Genomic DNA, 20,127 nt, shown 5'->3' on the forward strand with positions numbered 1-20,127 from the left:
ATGTATAAGTCAAGTATGCAGTTGATTTATCTATATTTACGATATAAACTTTATAAGATATAATTTGCCAAAGTATCAAAGAGTGGTTGTAGAAAATGCTTTATAAATATAAATAAGTGAGATTGTAGAAAGGGGAATTTAAGTGAAATTAAGATGGGGAATTATAGGTTCAAGCGGCATAGCAGACGAATGTACTATACCAGGGTTGTTGAAGACTAATAACTCTAAAGTTATTGCTGTAATGAGTAGAAATATTGAAAAAGCCGAAAAAGTTAGAGAAAAGTATAATATAAAAAAGGTGTATTCGAACATAGATGATTTATTAAAGGATGAAGAAGTAGATGTAGTATATATTGCAACTCCTGTTTTTGATCATAAGAACAGTGTTATAGCAGCTGCAAAGGCCAGAAAACATATTTTTCTCGAAAAACCTATGGGTTTAAACCCTGAAGAGTGTGAGGAAATGATTAGAGCAGCTAATGAAAATGGTGTTAAATTAGGTATAGCTTTTATGATGAGATTTGGAGATCATCATAAAAAGGTTAAGAGCTTATTAAAAGAAGGATTAATCGGTGATATAGTTACTACAAGGATTCAGTATAGTTGGTGGTATCCAGATGCAAAGGTTTGGAGGTTGGATCCAAAGCTTAGTGGCGGTGGGACAGTAGTAGATTTAGGTAGTCATTGCATTGATTTAATACAATATTTATTAGGAAGAAAAATTAAAACAGTATCTGCAATGATAGGAACCAAAACTTTTCAATATGAAGTTGAAGATTCTGCTCAAATAATATATGAGATGGGAGACGGGACCTTTGGTAGCTTTAATTTTCATTTTAATATTCCAAACAGTATATCAAACAATACCTTAGAGATATACGGAACAAAAGGTTCTATAGTTTGCTATGATACTATCGGGAGAGAAGACGTAGGCAAGGTTGTTGTTAAGTTATCAGGAGAGAAGGGACTCACAGATTTTTCGGATTATTCATTAAGAGAGCTTCCACTAGAACCAGTTGATCGTTATACAAAAGAGATTGAAGCTTTTTCTAGTGCGATTATAAATGATGAGGAGTTACCTGTTACTGCTGAAGATGGATTGAATGTTGTAAAAATAGCTTCTGCAATTTATAAATCTGCCAATAATAGAACCTTATCAGGTTTAACTGAAGAAGAAGATCATGATATGGTAGTAACGGCTATTAGAAAATATTTAAAGGATAACTCAGTTGCAAGTTAATGAAAGAAGTTAGGATTTTATATCCTAACTTCTTTTGTGCTTAATTAAAGAATATTTATTTAAAAAACATTGTATTTTTATACTAATATGTTGTATAATTATGAATAAGAAAAATAAGCTTATAGCATATCTATGTAGTTGTATTATCATATAAACTGTAGATATTCAATAGTATTTATAAGATATTAATGAAAAAATGATGATATATTATGTGAATTTTAATACTAGAAAGGGGTATAAATATGAGAGCAATACTTGTACTGCAGGACGGCAGTTATTTTATAGGGAATTCTTTTGGTGCGCAGGGTGAGGCTTTCGGAGAAGTAGTTTTTAATACCTGTATGACAGGATACCAGGAGATTCTTACGGACCCATCCTACAATGGGCAAATGGTTACAATGACATATCCACTAGTTGGAAATTATGGATTCAATGAAATCGACAAAGAATCTATTAAACCACATGTTGAAGGTTTTATTGTCAAAGAAGGGTGTGATACTCCAAGTAATTGGAGATGCAAAATGGGGGCAGAGGAGTATCTTATAAATCACGGCATTGTAGGGATAAAGGATATTGATACAAGAGAACTTACAAAGCATATTAGAAGTTTCGGAAGTATGTTCGGAATAATCTCTACAGAATGCTTTGATATAGATATATTGGTTAGCACAATAAAAGAAAAGATATTAATAAAAAGAGACCTCGTGAAAGAGGTAAGCACTAAAGAGATATATAAAATTGAAGGTAAGGGCAAGAAAGTTGCTGTAGTAGATTTTGGTATTAAGCAGAATATCCTTAGATATCTAAAGAATAAAGAATGTGACATCTATGTTTTTCCATCTATTGCTTCTTCAGAGGATATTTTATCTATAAAACCCGATGGCATCCTTCTATCTAATGGACCAGGAGATCCTAAGGATCTTACTGATGCTGTAGAAAATATTAAGAAGCTTATTGGAATTAAGCCTATTATGGGAATTTGCCTTGGACACCAACTATTAGGAATCTCTCTTGGAGGAAAGACCTACAAGTTAAAGTTTGGTCATCATGGAGGGAATCATCCAGTAAAAGATTTGACAACAGGTAGAATATATATTACTTCACAAAATCACAATTATGCACTTGAAGAAGATTTTAATAAAGCGATTGAAACTACCCATATAAATGTTAATGATGGTACTGTTGAGGGATTTAGACATAAAGAATATCAAATCTTAAGTATACAATATCACCCAGAGGCCGCTCCTGGTCCACAAGACTCAGATTATGTTTTTGATGAATTTATGAAAATGATGGAGGTGAAGTCTAATGCCTAAAAGAGAAGATATAAAAAAGGTTATGGTCATAGGCTCAGGTCCTATTGTTATAGGTCAGGCTGCAGAGTTTGATTATTCAGGCACGCAGGCCTGCAGGTCGTTAAAAGAAGAGGGCGTAGAAGTTATTCTTATTAATAGTAACCCTGCTACTATTATGACTGATGGAGATATAGCAGATAAAGTATATATAGAACCTATCACATTAGATTTTGTAAAAAAGATTATTTATAAGGAAAGACCTGATGGAATACTACCATCCATTGGAGGACAAACAGCACTTAATATGGCAGTAGAACTAGCCGAGGATGGAATTTTAGAAGAATTAAATATAAAGCTTTTAGGAACATCATTGGAATCTATAAAAAGGGCAGAGGATAGAGAACTGTTCAAAGCAACTATGGAAGAAGTGGGAGAAAAGGTTCCAGTTAGTAGTATAGTAACAAGCTTAGAAGATGGAGTTGATTTTGCAAATAAAGTAGGCTTTCCTATTATCATTAGACCTGCTTATACCTTAGGAGGTACTGGTGGTGGAATAGCTAATAATTTAGAGGAATTTAAAGATATTGCTAGCCGTGGCTTGAAATTAAGCATGATACATCAGATACTCGTTGAACAAAGTGTTGCTGGTTGGAAAGAAATTGAATATGAGATTATGAGGGATAATGCAGATAACTGCATTATCATATGCAATATGGAAAATTTTGATCCTGTAGGTGTTCACACAGGGGATAGTATAGTTGTAGCACCTAGTCAAACTTTAAGTGACGTTGAGTATCAGATGCTTAGATCTGCATCTATAAAAATCATTCGTGCACTAAAAATTAATGGAGGCTGTAATATACAGTTTGCTTTAAATCCAAATAGCTTAGAGTATGTAGTTATAGAAGTAAATCCTAGAGTAAGTCGCTCAAGTGCATTAGCATCCAAGGCGACTGGATATCCGATTGCTAGGGTAACAGCAAAAATTGCAATGGGTTTAAACCTTGATGAAATAAAGAATTCTATCACACAAAATACCTATGCTTGTTTTGAACCAGCACTAGACTATGTGGTGACAAAAGTGCCAAGATGGCCTTTTGATAAATTTGGAGGAGCAAATCGTACACTGGGAACTCAGATGAAAGCTACTGGTGAAGTTATGGCAATAGGAAGAACCTTTGAAGAATCTCTTTTAAAAGCAATAGATTCTTTGGATGTAAAACTGGATTATCAGCTAGGATTAGAACTTTTTGAAGATAAGTCTATAGCTGAACTTATAGAGTTTATTAAGAATCCAAGTGATGAAAGAATATTTGCCATATCAAAAGCGCTTCAAAAGGGAGTTTCTGTAGAAGAAATAATTGAAGTAACTAAGATAGATTATTTCTTTATAAAGAAGCTTGAAAAAATAGCAATCCTAGCAGAAGAGATAAGAAATCATAATATTGATAGCATAGGATATGAGCTTATGCATAAAGCTAAAAAGATTGGTTTTGGAGACTCATATATTGGAAACTTACTTAACTCATCTACTGAGGAGGTAAGTAAAAAGAGAAAAGAGTTTAATCTATACCCTGCATACAAGATGGTAGATACCTGTGCTGGAGAATTTGAAGCAACTACACCATACTATTATTCTACTTACGAGGAAAAGAGTGATATTGAAGTAAGCAATAGAGAAAAAGTTATCGTAATAGGTTCTGGACCTATAAGGATAGGTCAAGGTATTGAGTTTGATTATTGCAGTGTTCATTCAGTACAAACTCTTAAGGAAAGAGGAATCGAAGCAATAATTATAAATAATAATCCAGAAACGGTAAGTACTGATTTTGATATTTCTGATGGACTGTATTTTGAACCGCTTACTAGTGAATGCGTATTAGATATTATTGAAAGAGAAAAGCCATCTGGAGTAATAGTGCAGTTTGGAGGACAGACTGCGATAAACCTTGCGGCTCCACTTGAGAAAGCTGACGTAAAGATTTTGGGAACTGATCTTGAAAGCATAGACATGGCGGAAGATAGAGATAAATTTCTTAAGTTGCTGGCAAATCTAGATATACCAGTTCCTAAAGGAAGTACTGCACATTGTATAGAGGATGCCTTGGAAATAGCAAATAAGATCAAATATCCAGTTTTAGTAAGACCTTCTTATGTATTAGGTGGAAGAGCTATGGAGATAGTTTACAACGATAAAGAATTGGAAGAGTATATGAAATTTGCAGTGGAAGCTTCAAAAGAACATCCAGTGCTTATAGACAAATATATAATGGGAAAAGAAGTAGAAGTGGATGGAATTTCAGATGGGAAAGGTGTTCTGATCCCTGGAATAATGGAGCATATAGAAAGAGCAGGAGTGCACTCAGGGGATAGCATGGCAGTATATCCTCCGATAAGCTTAAGTAAAGAGATTCAGGGAGTAATTGTAGATTATACTACAAGGCTTGCAAAAGCATTAAGAATAAAGGGCTTGTTTAATATTCAGTTTGTTATAGATGAAGATAATAAGGTGCATATAATAGAGGTAAATCCAAGAGCCAGCAGAACTGTGCCAATATTGACAAAGGTAACGGGCATTCCTATGGTTAAACTGGCTACTGATATTATTTTAGGTAATAACTTAGAAAATATGGGATATTCATCGGGACTTGCTGAAGAAAGTTCATTGGTAGCTGTAAAGGTTCCAGTATTTTCATTTTCGAAGCTTACTATGGTAGATACCTTCTTAGGTCCAGAAATGAAATCTACTGGTGAAGTAATGGGTGTAGATAAAAATGCAGGAAAGGCATTGTATAAAGCCCTCTTGGCTTCAGGTATTAAAGTTTCAAAGGAAGGAAATGTACTTCTATCTATAGCAGAAAGGGATAGAGACGAAAGTGTTCAGCTTTCAAAAAGACTTAAAAACTTAGGATATCAATTATTTGCAACAGAGAAGACTTATTCTTATCTAAAGGAAAGCGACATAGATGTTACTTTAATTCCAATGAAAGAAGTTGGTCAACGTATTAGGGATAATAAACTCCATATGATAATTAATACGCCTACAAAAGGGAAGGTAAGCTCGAGAGAGGGATTTTTATTAAGACGTACTGCTATGGAATATAATGTGCCATGCATAACGTCACTAGATACTATAAATGCAATTATAAAAGCTTTAAATAGCACAAAGGTAGAAAGTGAAGTAGCAATTTACTCTTTAGATCAATATTAGATGTATGAAAGGGGCGGGGGAAATGAAACATTTATTGAGTTTACACGATTTAAGTACGGATGAAATTTTAAGTATATTAGAACTTGCTAAAAAACTAAAATATGAACTTAAAAATGGTATAGAGCACAAAATATTAAAGGGTAAGACTTTAGGTATGATTTTTACTAAATCATCTACTAGAACTAGGGTTTCCTTTGAAGTTGGAATGATTCAGTTAGGAGGATATCCGTTATTTTTAAGTTCTCAAGATATACAGATTGGCAGGGGAGAAAGTATTGAAGACACGGCTAAAGTGCTTTCAAGATATGTAGATGGAATTATGATAAGAACCTATAAGCAAAGTGATGTTGAAGATCTTGCTAAGTATGGGGCTATACCTATAATAAACGGATTAACTGATCTTCTTCACCCATGTCAAATACTAGCAGATTTATTGACTATTTATGAGAGTAAGTCAAAGCTTAGTGGACTTAAGATTGCATACGTAGGAGACGGAAATAATATTGCACATTCTTTGCTTTACGGATGTAGTAAGGTTGGAATGGACATAGCCATTGCCACTCCTAAGGGATACGAATGTAATGATGTAGTAATTGAAAATGCAAAACAGGATGCTAAGCTAACGGGAGTAAATATAACAATTACAGAAGATCCTATGGAAGCGGTAAAGGATGCAGATATAGTATATACTGATACCTGGATAAGTATGGGCCAAGAAGAGGAAAAACAGAAAAGAATAGAGATATTCAAGCCTTATCAAGTTAATCAAGAACTCTTTTCCATGGCAAAAGAAGATGCGATTTTTCTTCATTGTCTTCCTGCTTATAGAGGCTATGAGGTAACTTCAGAAGTTATTGATGGACCACAGTCTCTTGTGTTTGAGGAAGCAGAAAATAGATTGCATGTTCAAAAAGCTGTAATGGCAATGCTAATGATGAATAACTAGGAATTAAATGTCTAAAAATAAGTATGAATAAAAAAGTCACTATGAAAGTTTGTTAAGTTATTACAGGCTTCGTAGTGATTTTTCAATTATTTGATTGGAGTAATGTACTTTATAAAGTATTATTTATAGAGTATTTCTATAAATAATGATAGAAATATCAAGTTCTCTTTTTAAAGGAAGAATTCATTACCTTGTAGAATATTTATAAAATAGATTAAAAGAGCTTTTTGGCTTAGATTGCAGACTGAATGCAAATATATTAAGATAATTAGTAACTTAATAGCCTACTGGAAAGCAACGTATTTTTGTAAGGATGTGGATTTATGAAAAAAGTAGTTAAAATTAAGGATGTTATAATCGGTGAAGGATTACCTAAAATATGCGTACCAATGGTAGGGGAAACAATTTTTCAGCTTGTGGAAGAAGCTAATTTTTTAAAAGGCCTTGATCTGGATGTTGTAGAATGGCGTGTAGATTTCTTTGAAGATGTGATGAATACAGATAAAGTTAAGAAAGCACTACAAGCAATTAGAGCGGTTTTAGCAGATAAGCCTATAGTATTTACTTTCCGTAGCGCTAAAGAAGGTGGACAGAAAGAAATTGGCACAGAAGCTTATGTGGAGTTAAATAAAGCAATAGCACAGACAAAGCTTGTTGAGGTTATTGATGTTGAATTATTTAATGATGAGAAGGTTGTAAAAGAATTGATTAGCGCAGCTCATGAAAGCGGTGTAGCAGTTATTATTTCTAACCATGATTTCCACAAGACACCAACAAAAGAAGAGATTATATGGAGATTACGTAAGGCTCAAGAATTAGGTGGAGACATCCCTAAAATAGCAGTAATGCCTACTTCTACAGAGGATGTGCTTACATTATTAGATGCAAGTCATATTATGAATGAAAAATATGTTGATCGTCCCATAATCACTATATCAATGGGTGGAAAGGGTGTTATAAGCAGATTATCTGGAGAGTTATTCGGTTCTGCGTTGACCTTTGGAACGGCTAAAAAGGCTTCTGCACCAGGACAGATTTCTATAGTAGATTTACGTAAAACTATCCAATTACTACATAGTAATATGTGACTAATATAAGATTTTGAAAAGTAACAACGTAATAATAGTTTCAAGTACAAGTAATATCACAAAGACACATCAGTAACATCTATTAAATATGTATATAAGGTTATATTGGTAAAGCGTAGTTCTATGTACAAGATATGTTATAGCAGGAATAAGAAAATTGTATCAGTAAAAAATAGATAGCAAGTTTATAAAAGTAATTTCTTATTATTTAAAACTCGAAATTCTTCAGTTATTGCTGAAGTTATTTTGAGTTTTACGTTTTTGATGGAAGTATAAAATAAATTTAATTAGTTAAAGTCTTAATTCTTTCAAAATGAGAACATATATAAGATTAATTGTGATAACCCAATAAATAGGATAATGTCGATATTAATGGTTAATATTGAAAAAAATAAAGGAATTTACATTTAAAAGTAGAATTAAATTGAATATAAGGTATAATAATTTGTTTAACTTAATAGGGAGGCAAGATGTTCAATATATTAATTGTAGAAGATGATAAATGGCAGAGGAATAGCTTAGCAAAAATGATTAAAGAGGATGGTGAAATTTATAAGGTATTTGAGTCAGCGAGTGTTAATGATGCACTAAAAATATCAGCAGAGAACAATATTGATTTATTTTATATAGATATAAATCTAGGAAATGAATCCGGATTGGATTTAGCATTAAAAATTAGAGAAATAAATAAGTATAAGTTAACTTGGATAGTCTTCATTACGACTCACATTAAACATATGCTAGAAGCATTTAAGGATGTTCATTGTTATGATTATATATTAAAGCCTTATAATAAAGAAAAGGTTAAAGAGATAACAAAACTACTTACTAATAGTACAAGCACTCAAAAGCTAAACAAATTTGAGCGAAAATCTGTAATATTTGACATTGAAGATGTGGCTATAAAGATATTCATAGATGAAATCATATTTATTGAAGTTTTTATAAGGACTTGCTATATATATATTAAAAGTTCAAAATTAACAGTAAAAAATATGTCTCTAAAAAAGATTATGGAGATAATTAATGATGATAGTTTCATCCAATCACATAGATCTTATGTTGTTAATATATCTCATATTAGAGAGATTAGAAAAAGCTTAACAAAAGGAGAGATATTTTTTTATGAATGTGAATATGTAGCGTTACTGGGGGAAAAGTTTAAGAAAAGTGTACTAAATAAATTTAGTAGGAGTGCTTTAAGCAGTGATTATAATAAGGGTGTAGCTTATGAGTAGTATTAATATGTTCTTTATTACATTTATGGAGGTTCTATCACTACTAACATTATGGAATAACCTTGGATTAAAGACTGATCATAAGTATTTAAAAATGTTAATAATAACTGTTGTAACCTCTATAGTAGTTATAATTACAAATAGAATAGACAATCTGTATATTGGATTTATAAATTTTTTCTTATTTAGTATGATGGTTAAAGTAATATTTAGAAAAGGTATTAAAGAACTACTTATCGAGTTTTCAGTTGTAGCAATTATAGGTATTCTAGTAGAATTATTAGTAATAGTTTTAGTAAATGACTTTGGATCTTCATTAAATGAAAATAGAGTTATTGCAAAAGATGTTATAGCAAATATATTATTATTGATTACATGTGCAATCTTATCAAGATTTCTACCGATTAAAAAGATTTATTATAGGTATAGAGAAGAATTTAGTAATATGATGTTTATTTCTATAAGTCTCATATTTTTAACACTAATTTCTAAAATAATTTGGGATTATAATAGAAGCATACTTTTGGATCACTTTATGATTTTTGCTATGCTCTTTATTTTGTTCATATTCCTAAATGTTATATTTACCATTAATGGAATTAAGCTAAGAGTAAAAACTAAAGAAATTGAAACATATAATAGATATATTCCTATTGTAAATAATATAATAGAAGAGGTTAAGAGAAAGCAGCATGATTTTAAAAATCAAATTAACACTATATATGGAATCACTCAGGTAACAGATGAAAAAGAATTAAAAAGTGAGCTTATGACTTATATTGAATCATTGAATAATTCTTTTTTAGACATGGATAGGCTGATAGATATAACGAATAAAGTAATAATAGGTACTATTTATAGTAAGCTATGCGAGGCCAAAACTAGGGGAATTAACTTCTGCTACGAAATTGGAGATAGAAATATTGACTATCCTATTAAAGATTACGAACTTTCGCAAATAATATGTAATCTAATAGATAACTCTTTTGAAGCAGTTGAAAGAAATGTTGGTTTTAATAAGAATGTTTATCTAAAACTAGGATATGAATCAAATAGAGCTTATTTAGAGATACGAAATGAGGGAGATCCTATAGATCCAAGTATTATAAATAAAATATTTAAAAAAGGATTTTCATCTAAAATAGGTAGTGGACATGGATATGGATTATATAATGTAAAACAAATAGTTGAATCTTACAATGGTAAAATTCAACTATCTTATGAAAATATATATGTAGTTTTTAAAATAGTGTTTTAGCCCGAGTATTAAATGTTTGTGTTTTAACGAATGAGGCTTTTAGGGGGAACCGGTTCACCCAGTAAAAGAAAAGAACCAGAGTTTGCTATTAGTCCAGCTGAAAATAATAAAAATACAGAGAATAAATTAAATATTGATTTTTTTGTTATTTTTTTCATAAGTATGTCCTCCTATGCTAATTATTTTTTATGTGAATCAATTGAATTGATTGCATACAAATAGTTAAAATACCACAGTTTAGAAGAAATATATCTTTAATATATAGTAATAGGATACAAGACCAAATTACAGTAGAGAAAGTAGAGATGATTTTTAAGTTTCGCTTTCTCTTTTTATTTATTATAGGTCTATTTACACTCGGCTTTGGTGAGCCAAATAATACTATGGCAATACAAGAAAATAAAATAATGCGATAGTATATTAGATTAATACTTATCATAAATTCTGGCATTAAACACGTTATAAGAAAGAACATAATGCTAGCTATTAGGCACTTAAAAGAACTATTCAAGTGGGTACCCCCAGCAAAAGTTCTAATTGAAAATAGTATTGCAAGTGAAAACAAAAATGGTTTTATCTTTCCCAATGTGCTAAAAATACTAATCAAGATAATTAACTTAAAGACTTCACCTATTATTGCTACAAGTGCATAGTGTATTTTTTCGGCATCATCACTACTGATAGAAGTATTGCTACAAATACTCGATGTAATATAGGTTGACCATTTATTAATCATGTTTGAAATCACCTTCCAAGTATTAATTTTATAGGATTTTTTTAGTAAAATAAATACAAGTTGCATGAAACTACCTTTTTTTTGCATGAAACGCCTAGTTAGTCAATATAGGTAGGTTGTGTCAGTAAAAATATTTATTTATATTATTTACTATCTTTTTTATATTAATTTAATGCAGTTAGCAGAGCATGTTCAATAACGAAAGATAGTATTATAATTTCTCCCTCCTTGCTATTATCTCTGTAAAAAGAATGGTTGAAGTAACTGTTATATCATTCTCTACAATGGGAATATTGAGAACCATTTTAATCACTTTAAAATTAGTTACAGTAAGAAGCATTTACGGATGTGATTCCCTCAAAATTGGATTTATCGGTTTTATTGGCTGCTCTAGGAATGGAAAAGGTTATGGCATAAATTTGCGGATTGAAGTAATATATTTTTTACTTAATTCAATAAAATTTCTAACAAGTGTCAAATATCTCTATTAGTAATTTTCTATCACTATTAGTAATCAAAAATTACTAATGGATTAATAATATTAAAAAGCTTTTAAACTCCAGTTATCAGAATTAAATTTTTGAATATATTTGTGTATCATTCTTCTAAGTAGCACTCCTAAGATAAGTGGGGTGCTACCATTGATAATATTCCTTTAAATTAAGCTGTTCTAATTTCCGCTTTATGCCTACCGAGAACAAAAAAACAATGAAATGATACAAGGTACCTATTACATAAATTATTGATTGATATAATCAGAATCAATGATGAAAGAAGCCAGGAAATTTAAGTTGGCTTTAATGATATTTTTACATACTGCCTTTTCTTATAGTTGATAGTAGATACGCTAGTTTTTTTATATATCTATTAAATTGAGGAAACCTATAAGATCAACACATTAGCAACATGGGGGTTACCTCAATTTATGTAAGGTCATTATTTATTGTTTTTATTAGATAACATGTGTATTAACCCAATAATAAATATTAATACACCAATTAGCATAAATGAGTATATAAACCCTGTTAATATAGGAAAAAATTCACCAGCTAAGCTTTTATTATAATATACTATCTTAATTGATTCATATCCTAAAGGTGCACTTAATAGTATTATAATAAATGATATAAAAAAATATTGAATATGTTTCTTCATGAATAGAACATCCTTTCCTCAGATAATTGACTTTTCATGTCTTGAAGAGTTAACTTAATAGATATAATAATCCTAATATAATATTATTTTAGCTTTTTAGCTAAAAGATTATATTGATATACAAGAATTTATAACTTGCAACTCTTAAAAGTAGCACTTCTGCAAACTCAGGTAGTAAAACACTTACATTTAGGGTTAAGTATTTTTTGCTTTTGAAATATCACGAATAACTTAGGACTAGATAGTATACGGATGGGATAAAAAAACGTCCTCTTCGGACGCTTTTAAAATAGTTTAGTTAAATCAAGTAGTATGATTTTTTATTATCGAATAATATATTTACCTTCTTGGTAGCAATATGCATATTTATTTGTAGCATATGAAAGGTTGAAATTTACAGTATCAGTTCCACCTATACCAATATTAGCTGCACCACCGACAGTAGTAGTTCCATCATTATAAAAAGTTCCATTCACAATCCAGAAAATTGTACCACCATCTTCTAAGTTGGCATAAACAGTTCCTCCAAATTCTTTAGACATTGTGCCATTATATCTATTCATTCCTACATTAACTATTTTATTTATTCCCCAAAAATGGGTGCTTTCACTTGTTTCACAATAAAATCTTACAGTAGGTTTATAAGCACCATTGTTATTGACATTATTTTTTCTTTCTTCATATAAAACACTCTCCTTGTAATTTTATTTTTAGAATTAATTTAATACCAATGGTTGTAATATCTATTTTATGCCATTTTCAATCAATTTCAATATAAAACACATAAAACAGAATAATTCGATCATGAAAAGAATACTTTTGCATACAAATTTTTTTCATGCTCATTTTTATCACTTTTATGCAATTTGTACTCTCAAGAGATTATAACTCTTAATCCCCGGAATTAGCTGGAATAATTGCCTGTCATTTATTATAATGTATAAAGCGATTGGAGGTAAGTTATGAAATGGAGAAGTTATAAAAAGAACTAAAAGAAGAAATATTAAGAGAAGTACAAGAAGTGGGAAATGTTTCATTAGTATCAAGAAGACATGGAATATCAAAATCATTTTGAGACAGCATCTTTTCTAAATAAACATGGTTTTCCTCACTCTTGTATCAAGTATTAGCCATAACATTAGTAAATTTTGAGATAGAGCATACTTCAATTCTTCTAAAGGAATAAATGTAATCTGATTAGACCTCTCACTAGATACGTCTACACCTACAATATATTCTCTTTCTACACTAATTTGGATATTACATCCCGACTTTAATTGAGAATTCCTTATATGGTCTTCTTTCATGTGCATAAAAGTGGTATCTTTATCAGTCTTTGAAAAACTATTTCGTTCGTCGAAGGTGCTATTATATTGATCGCACTTAGTTTGTTTTTCGATTATATCTTCGAAATTTTTAATAGATCTTTGAATTTTTCTCTATTCTTCTACTTGAGTAAGTATCATTCATATATGAACAAACTAATATTTTAAATAGAATCTTTGAAGATGCTGCTGGATTTCTACCTTGAATTGGGTATGCCTTTTGCTTTTATAAAGCAAAAATAGGTGTCCCAAATAGAAAGTAGCTTCTATTTTAAGATACCCATTTTTATTTTTTATAAAATGGTCTTTCAATGAATTTATCTGAAACAAATTTAAATGCAAACAGTGAAATAATCATAATATATTTAAGATCTTGGTTACTCAATTTTAAAATATAAATAGTTGCTATTGATAAAACTATAAAAAATATAGTTCGAACATTTAATATAAAATTGATTTTTTTATATTCGTTTTGACTTATTTTATTTGCTTTGAGTGATTTTAGCTTGTCTTCATCTAATAATAAACTTACAAAAAAATTATTATATTCTTGTTTTGAGAAATAATAAATACCTACTAAAGAGCAAGATATAACTATTACCAGTATAATAACTGCTACATAAAAAAACATAGCGACCTCCTTTTCGAGTTCGACAGAGGAACTTAGGAAATAATTGTCTAAGGTTATTTTTACAATATCCAACCCAAGTATTTTCTGAGTCTATTGTTAAAGGTTCTCCAAATAATGATATGGTAATTATTTCTCTCTAACCTATAGTAATATATCCAAAATCCTTCGTGAAAATGTAGTATATTTAACTTATTCATTTGTTTGTTGCAAAATACAAACAAAGCTTTTGGGAAAAGGTCCAATTTAAGTTAATTCTGTACAATGAGAACTAAGCATTCGATTTTTTATAATTATAATAATTCTTTATTTATTTGAGTCAATTATTATATCTCCATTATTATCATATTCTATATCTACCTTTATATAAGCCATATTTTTGTACCATTAGCATTAATGATTTCGCTTGACTTTCAATATTTCTTTTTTTCTCAATAATTTTTATTTCACTAATATCAGGATTTCCAATCAATCCAAAATAAATTGGAAGTGAAGTTTTTTCTATATTAGGGAAGTAGGTATGTGACATGCCAAATTTATCTAAAACAAATTTTATATCCCCTTGTACGCCACTATAAACAGTCTTGTACCCACTAATATCTTTTCTTACAACAGCAGTATACAGACCGTTACCACCAGAGGTATAACTAAACACTATGCTTCCTTTATCATTTTTCTCTTCATGAATAATACTTACTGTCTTTGAACCAGATGTATTTATTGCTTCTTCTATTGTTTTTGTATCGCCAATAAATTTGAAGGCTAAAAACAAAGAAACAAATATTAATACCAAAGAAATTAATATCACTTTCTTTTTCGTAAACTCTCTCCCCCTTCTAATTAATTCCATTTTACAATTATCTATTTATTGAATTATCCAGTTATTTAATTATATACCATATAAGTTTATATTTACAAATGGGTAACATAAACTATAAATAGTTTTCTTTCACTACTGTAAAACTATTTAGTTTTATGTCTGAATGAGTGGTATAACAAAACAGTACATTCAAAATCAAAATAGTAAAAAGGAATTTGGAATAAGAATGTCTCAAGGGTCTACTCTACACGAACTAGAAATTTTAATTTTTAATGAAATATTATTTACTAATCTTATTGCAGCTGTAGTTATAATTGTACCTTTTAAAGTCTTAGAGATTTATTTAAACAAATACCTAAGTAACAATATTGAGTTATCTTACTTATTAAGTTTTAGTTTCAAAGATTTAGTTGAGGTCTTCATATTGGTTTTAATTACTAGAATTTTAGCTGCAATTATTCCTATGAGACAAGTTATCAAATTAAATATAGTAGAACTACTTAGGGAGGGAAAATAATATGACTTTAATATCTTTAAAAAATATTATGAAAGTTTATGGTAAAGGTGGCGCTCAAGCTTATGCACTAAATGGAGTCAGTATAGATAGTAACGAAGGCGAGATGATTGCAATAATGGGTCCATCAGGCTCGGGAAAATCCACCATTTTAAATATTATTGGATGCATTGATACACCGTCTGAGAAGTAATATATCCCATATTTACTAATTAATAATTATTTAAAGTATAATCTTTTGAAGATTTGTATTATTAAATTAGTAACTGTATAATATAGTATATATAATGACTTATTAGAACACTGAAGGCTTTATAAATAATATAAAAATAGGAGTGATTAATTTGATTGATAAGATAAATGAGTTACTACAAAAATTTTCAATTTCTTCTTTATGTATTCCTATTGCTGGCGTTATAGCACTTTTCTCAGGAGATACGTTAGCAATCTCTGGGTTATTACAATTGGGATGGGAAAAGGCCATTGAAAAATAGTAATCAAAAATTACTAATAGATTAAGATTAATAATATGAAATAAAACTTTATACCATCGCACTAAACTTTTTTCTTAATTTTAATATTAAGTTTGGTATAACTCCCTAATTCAAAAAGATAGGCTTACCTGAGCACCGTATTATTCAGCGTTGAATTTTACGGTGCTTTTACATTGAAATATCTTAAATCTATCCAGTGCTTATGAAATTACTAATACTCAAACATCGCGGATTTATGATTAACTGATAATATAAGAAGAATCTGAAATTATCACATATCTATAATAATCTCAGTCAGTTGCTATATTACGAAACTTTTACATGAAGGTAATGTTGTCAGCAGAAAGAATAAAATCTACTAAATCCATATTTTTATTTTCAAGCAAAACATGTAATTCATATTTTCCATTTGTCTTATATAGTTCATCATAAAGCCACCGTGAGTTTTCTAGTAAAGAATCTTGCTTTATTATTTCATAGTTTTCAAATCGAATTTCATCTATATCCATAAAACCGCCGGAGTTATCAAATAATATGGACAAAGTCTTTTCTGTTTGGTTTATGTCTATAACTGTACAATCATGAAAGTTTATATTCTTAACTATATTCTCATCAAATAATTCTGATGCTTTTTTATAATATAGTTGATATTCTTTAGTTGTATCATTTACTAGTTTTTGATTATTATGACAGAATTGAGTTATAGCCTTTATTACTTGATTAGATGCCTTATCCAACGCATAAACACGAATATCTGCTATTTCCTTTAGTATTTCTTCTGGTAATATTTTTTTTATGCTCTCTTGATTATTCATGAATTTTTTATGAAATTGTTCTGATGCTTTTTTTCTATCAAACGGTTCGTATGGAGCATAGATTTCTTTCGTAACTTGATATTCGAGCTTATATGAGGCTATTCGTTCCCGTGAAATTAGCCACTCCGTCAATTTTTGATTGTATAATTGCTGAAAATATTCATCTGAAAAAGATTCTGCTGCTTCTGTTTCTTCTAAAAGCAAATGAGCACTGGTTTTTTGACATAGTTTATACCACTCTTTTGTAAAATAATTCATTATTTTCACTTTCTCCCTTCGAAAATAAAAATCAAAGATATACTCATCAGTTATTTTTTTTTATTCTTTATCTTTATTATGGTGCAGAAAAATTACTAGTACATCCCGGGGTGTAGGCCTAACTTTGGTGTTGCTTACCTATATAGATAAACAATACCGAAAGTTGACTTATCCTACGAAACATAATACCAATTTTAGGTACGTTAAATATTTTTAAGTAGTCTAAAGCTCAGAATTTATGAAAGACTAAGAATCTTTGATAACTCGCTGACGCTCAGACAATCTAAGATTCTAAGTCTTTCATAAATCCTTCGCTAAGACTACTAAAAAAATATTTAAATCTATCCTCAAATTGGTATTATGTCTCTCCGAATAAGTCAACTTTCTAGTTTGGATATCTATACGAAGTTGTAGTAACTATATATTGTGAAAACATTTAGGAACTAAAGCCTATCTAATCCTATAGAATTTTTTTTCTTGGTTAGCCTATATTTATGAGGGGATATTCCTTCATACTTTATAAAAACCTTAGTAAAATATGTGGCATCTATGTAGCCGATATCTAAAGATATTCTACTTATACTTTTATCTGTAGATAAAAGTAATCTCTTTGCTTCTTTTATACGAAGTTTTGATACATATTTTGTAAAATTTACCCCAGTATTATTTTTGAAATATCTACTAAAGTAGTGAGAATTTAGGTGAACATATTCTGATACTAATTCAAGATTTATGTTTTTATTAAAATTTTTACTTATATATTCTAGGGCTCTATGAATGGGTTCTTTGTTAGAAGGAATTTCTAAAGGTGTATGAAAGTTATTTTCATGCTCGTTCTTTAACGAAAAAAGAATCTTACTAATTGATTCATTTAGTTCATCTGGTTTTACTGGTTTTAAAATATAATCAATTGCCCCAAGCTTAACAGCATTTTGCGCAAAACTAAAGCTATCATAGGCTGTTAAAATTATAGTTTTTACATTAGGAAGAAACTTAATAATTGATTCTTGAGCTTTCAAGCCATCCAGTTCAGGCATTTTAATATCCATAATAATTATATTGGGCTTATATTTTTTAGCCAGTAAAATGGCTTCATTTCCTGTTTTAGCATCTTCAATTACTTCTAGATTCGGGAAACTTTTATTAAGCAAAAATCTTATGGTTTTGCGCTCGAAAGCTTCGTCATCAGAGATTAATATCTTGTACATTAATAAATACCTCCAAGATAAACTTTATTTAACAACAGGAATTTTAACATATATTGTTGTTCCAATATTTAGAGAGCTATCTATACTGATACCAAATTCATTACCAAAGTAATAGACTAACCTATCGTGAACAATTTTCATTCCAATGCCACCATTGCTAGAAGAGGAATTTATTCTATTTGATACCATATCCAATGTTTCTTTATCCATACCAATACCATCATCTGATATTTTTATTATAAGTTCGTTATCACACACTACTTGGCCAGTAATTTTAATTTTTACAGAACCATTTTTGGGCTCTAATCCATGTATAATAGAATTTTCAATAAGAGGTTGTAAAGTCATAGCTGGAATTTTGTACTTTAGTATTTCGTCTGAAATTTCTATGTCGTAGCTAAGTTTATCGCTGTATCTTACCGTTTGAATGAATAGATATTTACGTATACTTTCTAGTTCAACTCCAATTTCAACCATATCTTCTGAATGTATGAGACTATATCTTAGCATATCAGAAAGGGAGTATATAAGCTTAGCTGTATTATCACAATCTTCCATTAGTGCCATTCCAGCAATTGTATTTAAAGTATTGAACAAAAAATGAGGATTAATTTTTGACTGGAGAGACTTAATTTGTGAATCCTTGGCTAACTGTTGATATTTCATTTTCTCTTTTGTTTCTGTAAGTAAATCAAAATGAATTAAAGTTGAAATACCCATTTTGGCAATTAAGTTAGCAAAGAAAGAGAGGAAATCTATAGCATCTGTTATTTTATTATATTCAATAACATTTATCTCTTTTAGTGCGGCCTCAAGCTCATCAATATGTATATTTGTTTCACAGGAAAGCCTTTTTAAATTAATAGAAGTTTTATTTTTTCTGTCTTTAACCATTATCTGACCACAAACCATGGTGCCGAGATAGGTGTCATTTACAATGATTGGAGCTGATAGATCAGTAAGTCCAGCATGACATGTATATATTACTGGTCTTTTTAGCACAATAGCTTTTAGTCCACCTTCTGCATCGCAATTAATACACTTATTATATCCAATTTTAGAAGTTCTAATTAAATTACAGAATTTCGTAAAATTACTTGGTGCTGTTATAGGGTTACCAAGCTTATCAACAGTTACAGCAGAAAGATTTGTCATCTTGGAAAACTTATCTTGAATATTCTGGAGAGAATCTATATCTATAATTTTATCAAGGGTATAATGATTTAAATTACTCATAAAAACGCCCCCCCCGCAAATTAACAATTAAACTTAATAATATAGTAATTATTATACTTGTAAAGATTTTCAAAATCAATTAGTAACATATAGTATATGTATAAAAATTACAAAAATAGGTGGATAAATTACCATTTCAACAAGTTAATATAAGACAAAAACTGAATGAAATATTGCCGAAATATTCTGTTAAAATGATATACAATAATAATGTAAAAAAATTTTGGAGGTGTCTTTATGGGACAAGAAGCATTAGGAATGGTAGAGACAAAAGGATTGGTTGCTGCTATAGAGGCTGCAGACTCGATGGTAAAGGCTGCAAATGTTGCACTTATAGGGTATGAAAAAATAGGTTCAGGATTAGTTACTGTAATGGTTAGAGGAGATGTAGGAGCAGTAAAAGCTGCTACAGATGCCGGAGCTGCTTCAGCTAAGAGAGTTGGAGAAGTTGTATCTATACATGTAATTCCAAGACCACATACAGATGTAGAAAAAATATTACCTAAATTATCAGAATAGCAACTCTAAAGCAGGAAGCGATATTCAGATTCATCAAAAGGTTATGAATTAATGGAATACCATATTAAGGTTAAGGGGTAAAAGCCATGAATAATGAGATTATTGAAAAGGTTTTAACAGAAGTGAGAAAGAGGTTAAACTTA

General features: G+C 29.8%; 22 protein-coding genes and 1 pseudogene. 11 read left to right on the top strand and 12 right to left on the bottom strand.

Features of this window, described 5'->3' with window-relative positions:
• Positions 1-142: 142 nt before the first annotated feature.
• From AC0N0V_RS03250 to AC0N0V_RS03280, 7 genes are all read left to right on the top strand, one after another.
• Entirely contained in the window at positions 143-1,240 is a 1,098-nt protein-coding gene (locus tag AC0N0V_RS03250; protein WP_474462094.1) for a Gfo/Idh/MocA family protein, read from the top strand.
• Positions 1,241-1,482: 242 nt separating this feature from the next.
• Positions 1,483-2,556, top strand: coding sequence for a glutamine-hydrolyzing carbamoyl-phosphate synthase small subunit (gene carA / locus AC0N0V_RS03255; RefSeq protein ID WP_474462095.1), 1,074 nt, complete (start codon positions 1,483-1,485; stop codon positions 2,554-2,556).
• Entirely contained in the window at positions 2,549-5,746 is a 3,198-nt protein-coding gene (gene carB, locus AC0N0V_RS03260) for a carbamoyl-phosphate synthase large subunit (RefSeq protein ID WP_474462097.1), read from the top strand. The genes carA and carB overlap by 8 nt, the downstream gene beginning before the upstream one ends.
• A gap of 22 nt (positions 5,747-5,768) precedes the next feature.
• Positions 5,769-6,692 (top strand): ornithine carbamoyltransferase, encoded by a 924-nt coding sequence (argF, locus tag AC0N0V_RS03265; protein WP_474462098.1) that lies wholly within the window; start codon positions 5,769-5,771, stop codon positions 6,690-6,692.
• Between the two features lie 323 nt (positions 6,693-7,015).
• Complete coding sequence (aroD, locus tag AC0N0V_RS03270; RefSeq protein WP_474462099.1) at positions 7,016-7,780, top strand: type I 3-dehydroquinate dehydratase; 765 nt, start codon at positions 7,016-7,018, stop codon at positions 7,778-7,780.
• 470 nt (positions 7,781-8,250) lie between these two features.
• Positions 8,251-9,018, top strand: a complete 768-nt coding sequence (locus AC0N0V_RS03275) for a LytR/AlgR family response regulator transcription factor (protein WP_474462101.1) — start codon at positions 8,251-8,253, stop codon at positions 9,016-9,018.
• Entirely contained in the window at positions 9,011-10,276 is a 1,266-nt protein-coding gene (locus tag AC0N0V_RS03280) for a sensor histidine kinase (RefSeq protein ID WP_474462102.1), read from the top strand. Before AC0N0V_RS03275 ends, AC0N0V_RS03280 begins: the two co-directional genes overlap by 8 nt.
• A 23-nt stretch (positions 10,277-10,299) precedes the next feature.
• On the opposite strand, the gene AC0N0V_RS03285 is transcribed toward AC0N0V_RS03280, so the two are convergent.
• From AC0N0V_RS03285 to AC0N0V_RS03325, 9 genes and pseudogenes are all read right to left on the bottom strand, one after another.
• Positions 10,300-10,434 carry an AgrD family cyclic lactone autoinducer peptide gene (locus AC0N0V_RS03285; RefSeq protein WP_474462103.1) on the bottom strand — a complete coding sequence of 45 codons (135 nt, stop codon included), beginning with the start codon at positions 10,432-10,434 and terminating at the stop codon, positions 10,300-10,302.
• Between the two features lie 17 nt (positions 10,435-10,451).
• Positions 10,452-11,099, bottom strand: a complete 648-nt coding sequence (locus tag AC0N0V_RS03290; RefSeq protein ID WP_474462104.1) for an accessory gene regulator ArgB-like protein — start codon at positions 11,097-11,099, stop codon at positions 10,452-10,454.
• Positions 11,100-11,948: 849 nt separating this feature from the next.
• Entirely contained in the window at positions 11,949-12,167 is a 219-nt protein-coding gene (locus AC0N0V_RS03295; RefSeq protein WP_474462105.1) for a hypothetical protein, read from the bottom strand.
• A 323-nt stretch (positions 12,168-12,490) separates the two neighbouring features.
• Positions 12,491-12,730 carry a hypothetical protein gene (locus AC0N0V_RS03300; RefSeq protein WP_474462106.1) on the bottom strand — a complete coding sequence of 80 codons (240 nt, stop codon included), beginning with the start codon at positions 12,728-12,730 and terminating at the stop codon, positions 12,491-12,493.
• 559 nt (positions 12,731-13,289) lie between these two features.
• Positions 13,290-13,603: pseudogene (locus tag AC0N0V_RS03305) on the bottom strand (IS1182-like element ISCpe5 family transposase); the annotation flags it as partial.
• Entirely contained in the window at positions 13,584-13,700 is a 117-nt protein-coding gene (locus tag AC0N0V_RS03310) for a hypothetical protein (protein WP_474464425.1), read from the bottom strand. The gene AC0N0V_RS03310 and the pseudogene AC0N0V_RS03305, both read right to left, overlap by 20 nt.
• 78 nt (positions 13,701-13,778) lie before the next feature.
• Positions 13,779-14,123, bottom strand: coding sequence for a hypothetical protein (locus AC0N0V_RS03315; RefSeq protein ID WP_474462107.1), 345 nt, complete (start codon positions 14,121-14,123; stop codon positions 13,779-13,781).
• Positions 14,124-14,182: 59 nt separating this feature from the next.
• Positions 14,183-14,320 carry a hypothetical protein gene (locus AC0N0V_RS03320; RefSeq protein WP_474462108.1) on the bottom strand — a complete coding sequence of 46 codons (138 nt, stop codon included), beginning with the start codon at positions 14,318-14,320 and terminating at the stop codon, positions 14,183-14,185.
• A gap of 143 nt (positions 14,321-14,463) precedes the next feature.
• On the bottom strand, positions 14,464-14,970 hold the full coding sequence (locus AC0N0V_RS03325; RefSeq protein ID WP_474462109.1) for a hypothetical protein: 507 nt from the start codon (positions 14,968-14,970) through the stop codon (positions 14,464-14,466).
• Positions 14,971-15,103: 133 nt separating this feature from the next.
• Between AC0N0V_RS03325 and AC0N0V_RS03330 the strand changes: the two genes are divergently transcribed.
• The 3 genes from AC0N0V_RS03330 (at position 15,104) to AC0N0V_RS03340 (ending at position 15,948) form a co-directional block, all read left to right on the top strand.
• Positions 15,104-15,457: an FtsX-like permease family protein gene (locus AC0N0V_RS03330; RefSeq protein ID WP_474462110.1), complete on the top strand. Its 354-nt coding sequence runs from the start codon at positions 15,104-15,106 to the stop codon at positions 15,455-15,457.
• Between the two features lies 1 nt (position 15,458).
• Entirely contained in the window at positions 15,459-15,647 is a 189-nt protein-coding gene (locus AC0N0V_RS03335; RefSeq protein WP_474462111.1) for an ATP-binding cassette domain-containing protein, read from the top strand.
• A gap of 151 nt (positions 15,648-15,798) precedes the next feature.
• A complete protein-coding gene (locus AC0N0V_RS03340) occupies positions 15,799-15,948 on the top strand; it encodes a hypothetical protein (protein ID WP_474462112.1) in 150 nt (49 codons plus the stop codon).
• Between the two features lie 317 nt (positions 15,949-16,265).
• On the opposite strand, the gene AC0N0V_RS03345 is transcribed toward AC0N0V_RS03340, so the two are convergent.
• The 3 genes from AC0N0V_RS03345 to AC0N0V_RS03355 form a co-directional block, all read right to left on the bottom strand.
• Positions 16,266-17,021 carry a DUF4085 family protein gene (locus AC0N0V_RS03345; RefSeq protein WP_474462113.1) on the bottom strand — a complete coding sequence of 252 codons (756 nt, stop codon included), beginning with the start codon at positions 17,019-17,021 and terminating at the stop codon, positions 16,266-16,268.
• A gap of 443 nt (positions 17,022-17,464) precedes the next feature.
• On the bottom strand, positions 17,465-18,229 hold the full coding sequence (locus tag AC0N0V_RS03350) for a response regulator transcription factor (protein WP_474462114.1): 765 nt from the start codon (positions 18,227-18,229) through the stop codon (positions 17,465-17,467).
• A gap of 24 nt (positions 18,230-18,253) precedes the next feature.
• Positions 18,254-19,465 (bottom strand): sensor histidine kinase, encoded by a 1,212-nt coding sequence (locus tag AC0N0V_RS03355; RefSeq protein ID WP_474462115.1) that lies wholly within the window; start codon positions 19,463-19,465, stop codon positions 18,254-18,256.
• 237 nt (positions 19,466-19,702) lie between these two features.
• On the opposite strand from AC0N0V_RS03355, the gene eutM reads away from it, so the two are divergent.
• Positions 19,703-19,984 (top strand): ethanolamine utilization microcompartment protein EutM, encoded by a 282-nt coding sequence (gene eutM / locus AC0N0V_RS03360; protein ID WP_474462116.1) that lies wholly within the window; start codon positions 19,703-19,705, stop codon positions 19,982-19,984.
• Positions 19,985-20,127: the final 143 nt, after the last annotated feature.

Source organism: Clostridium sp. CS1-1, assembly GCF_056135525.1.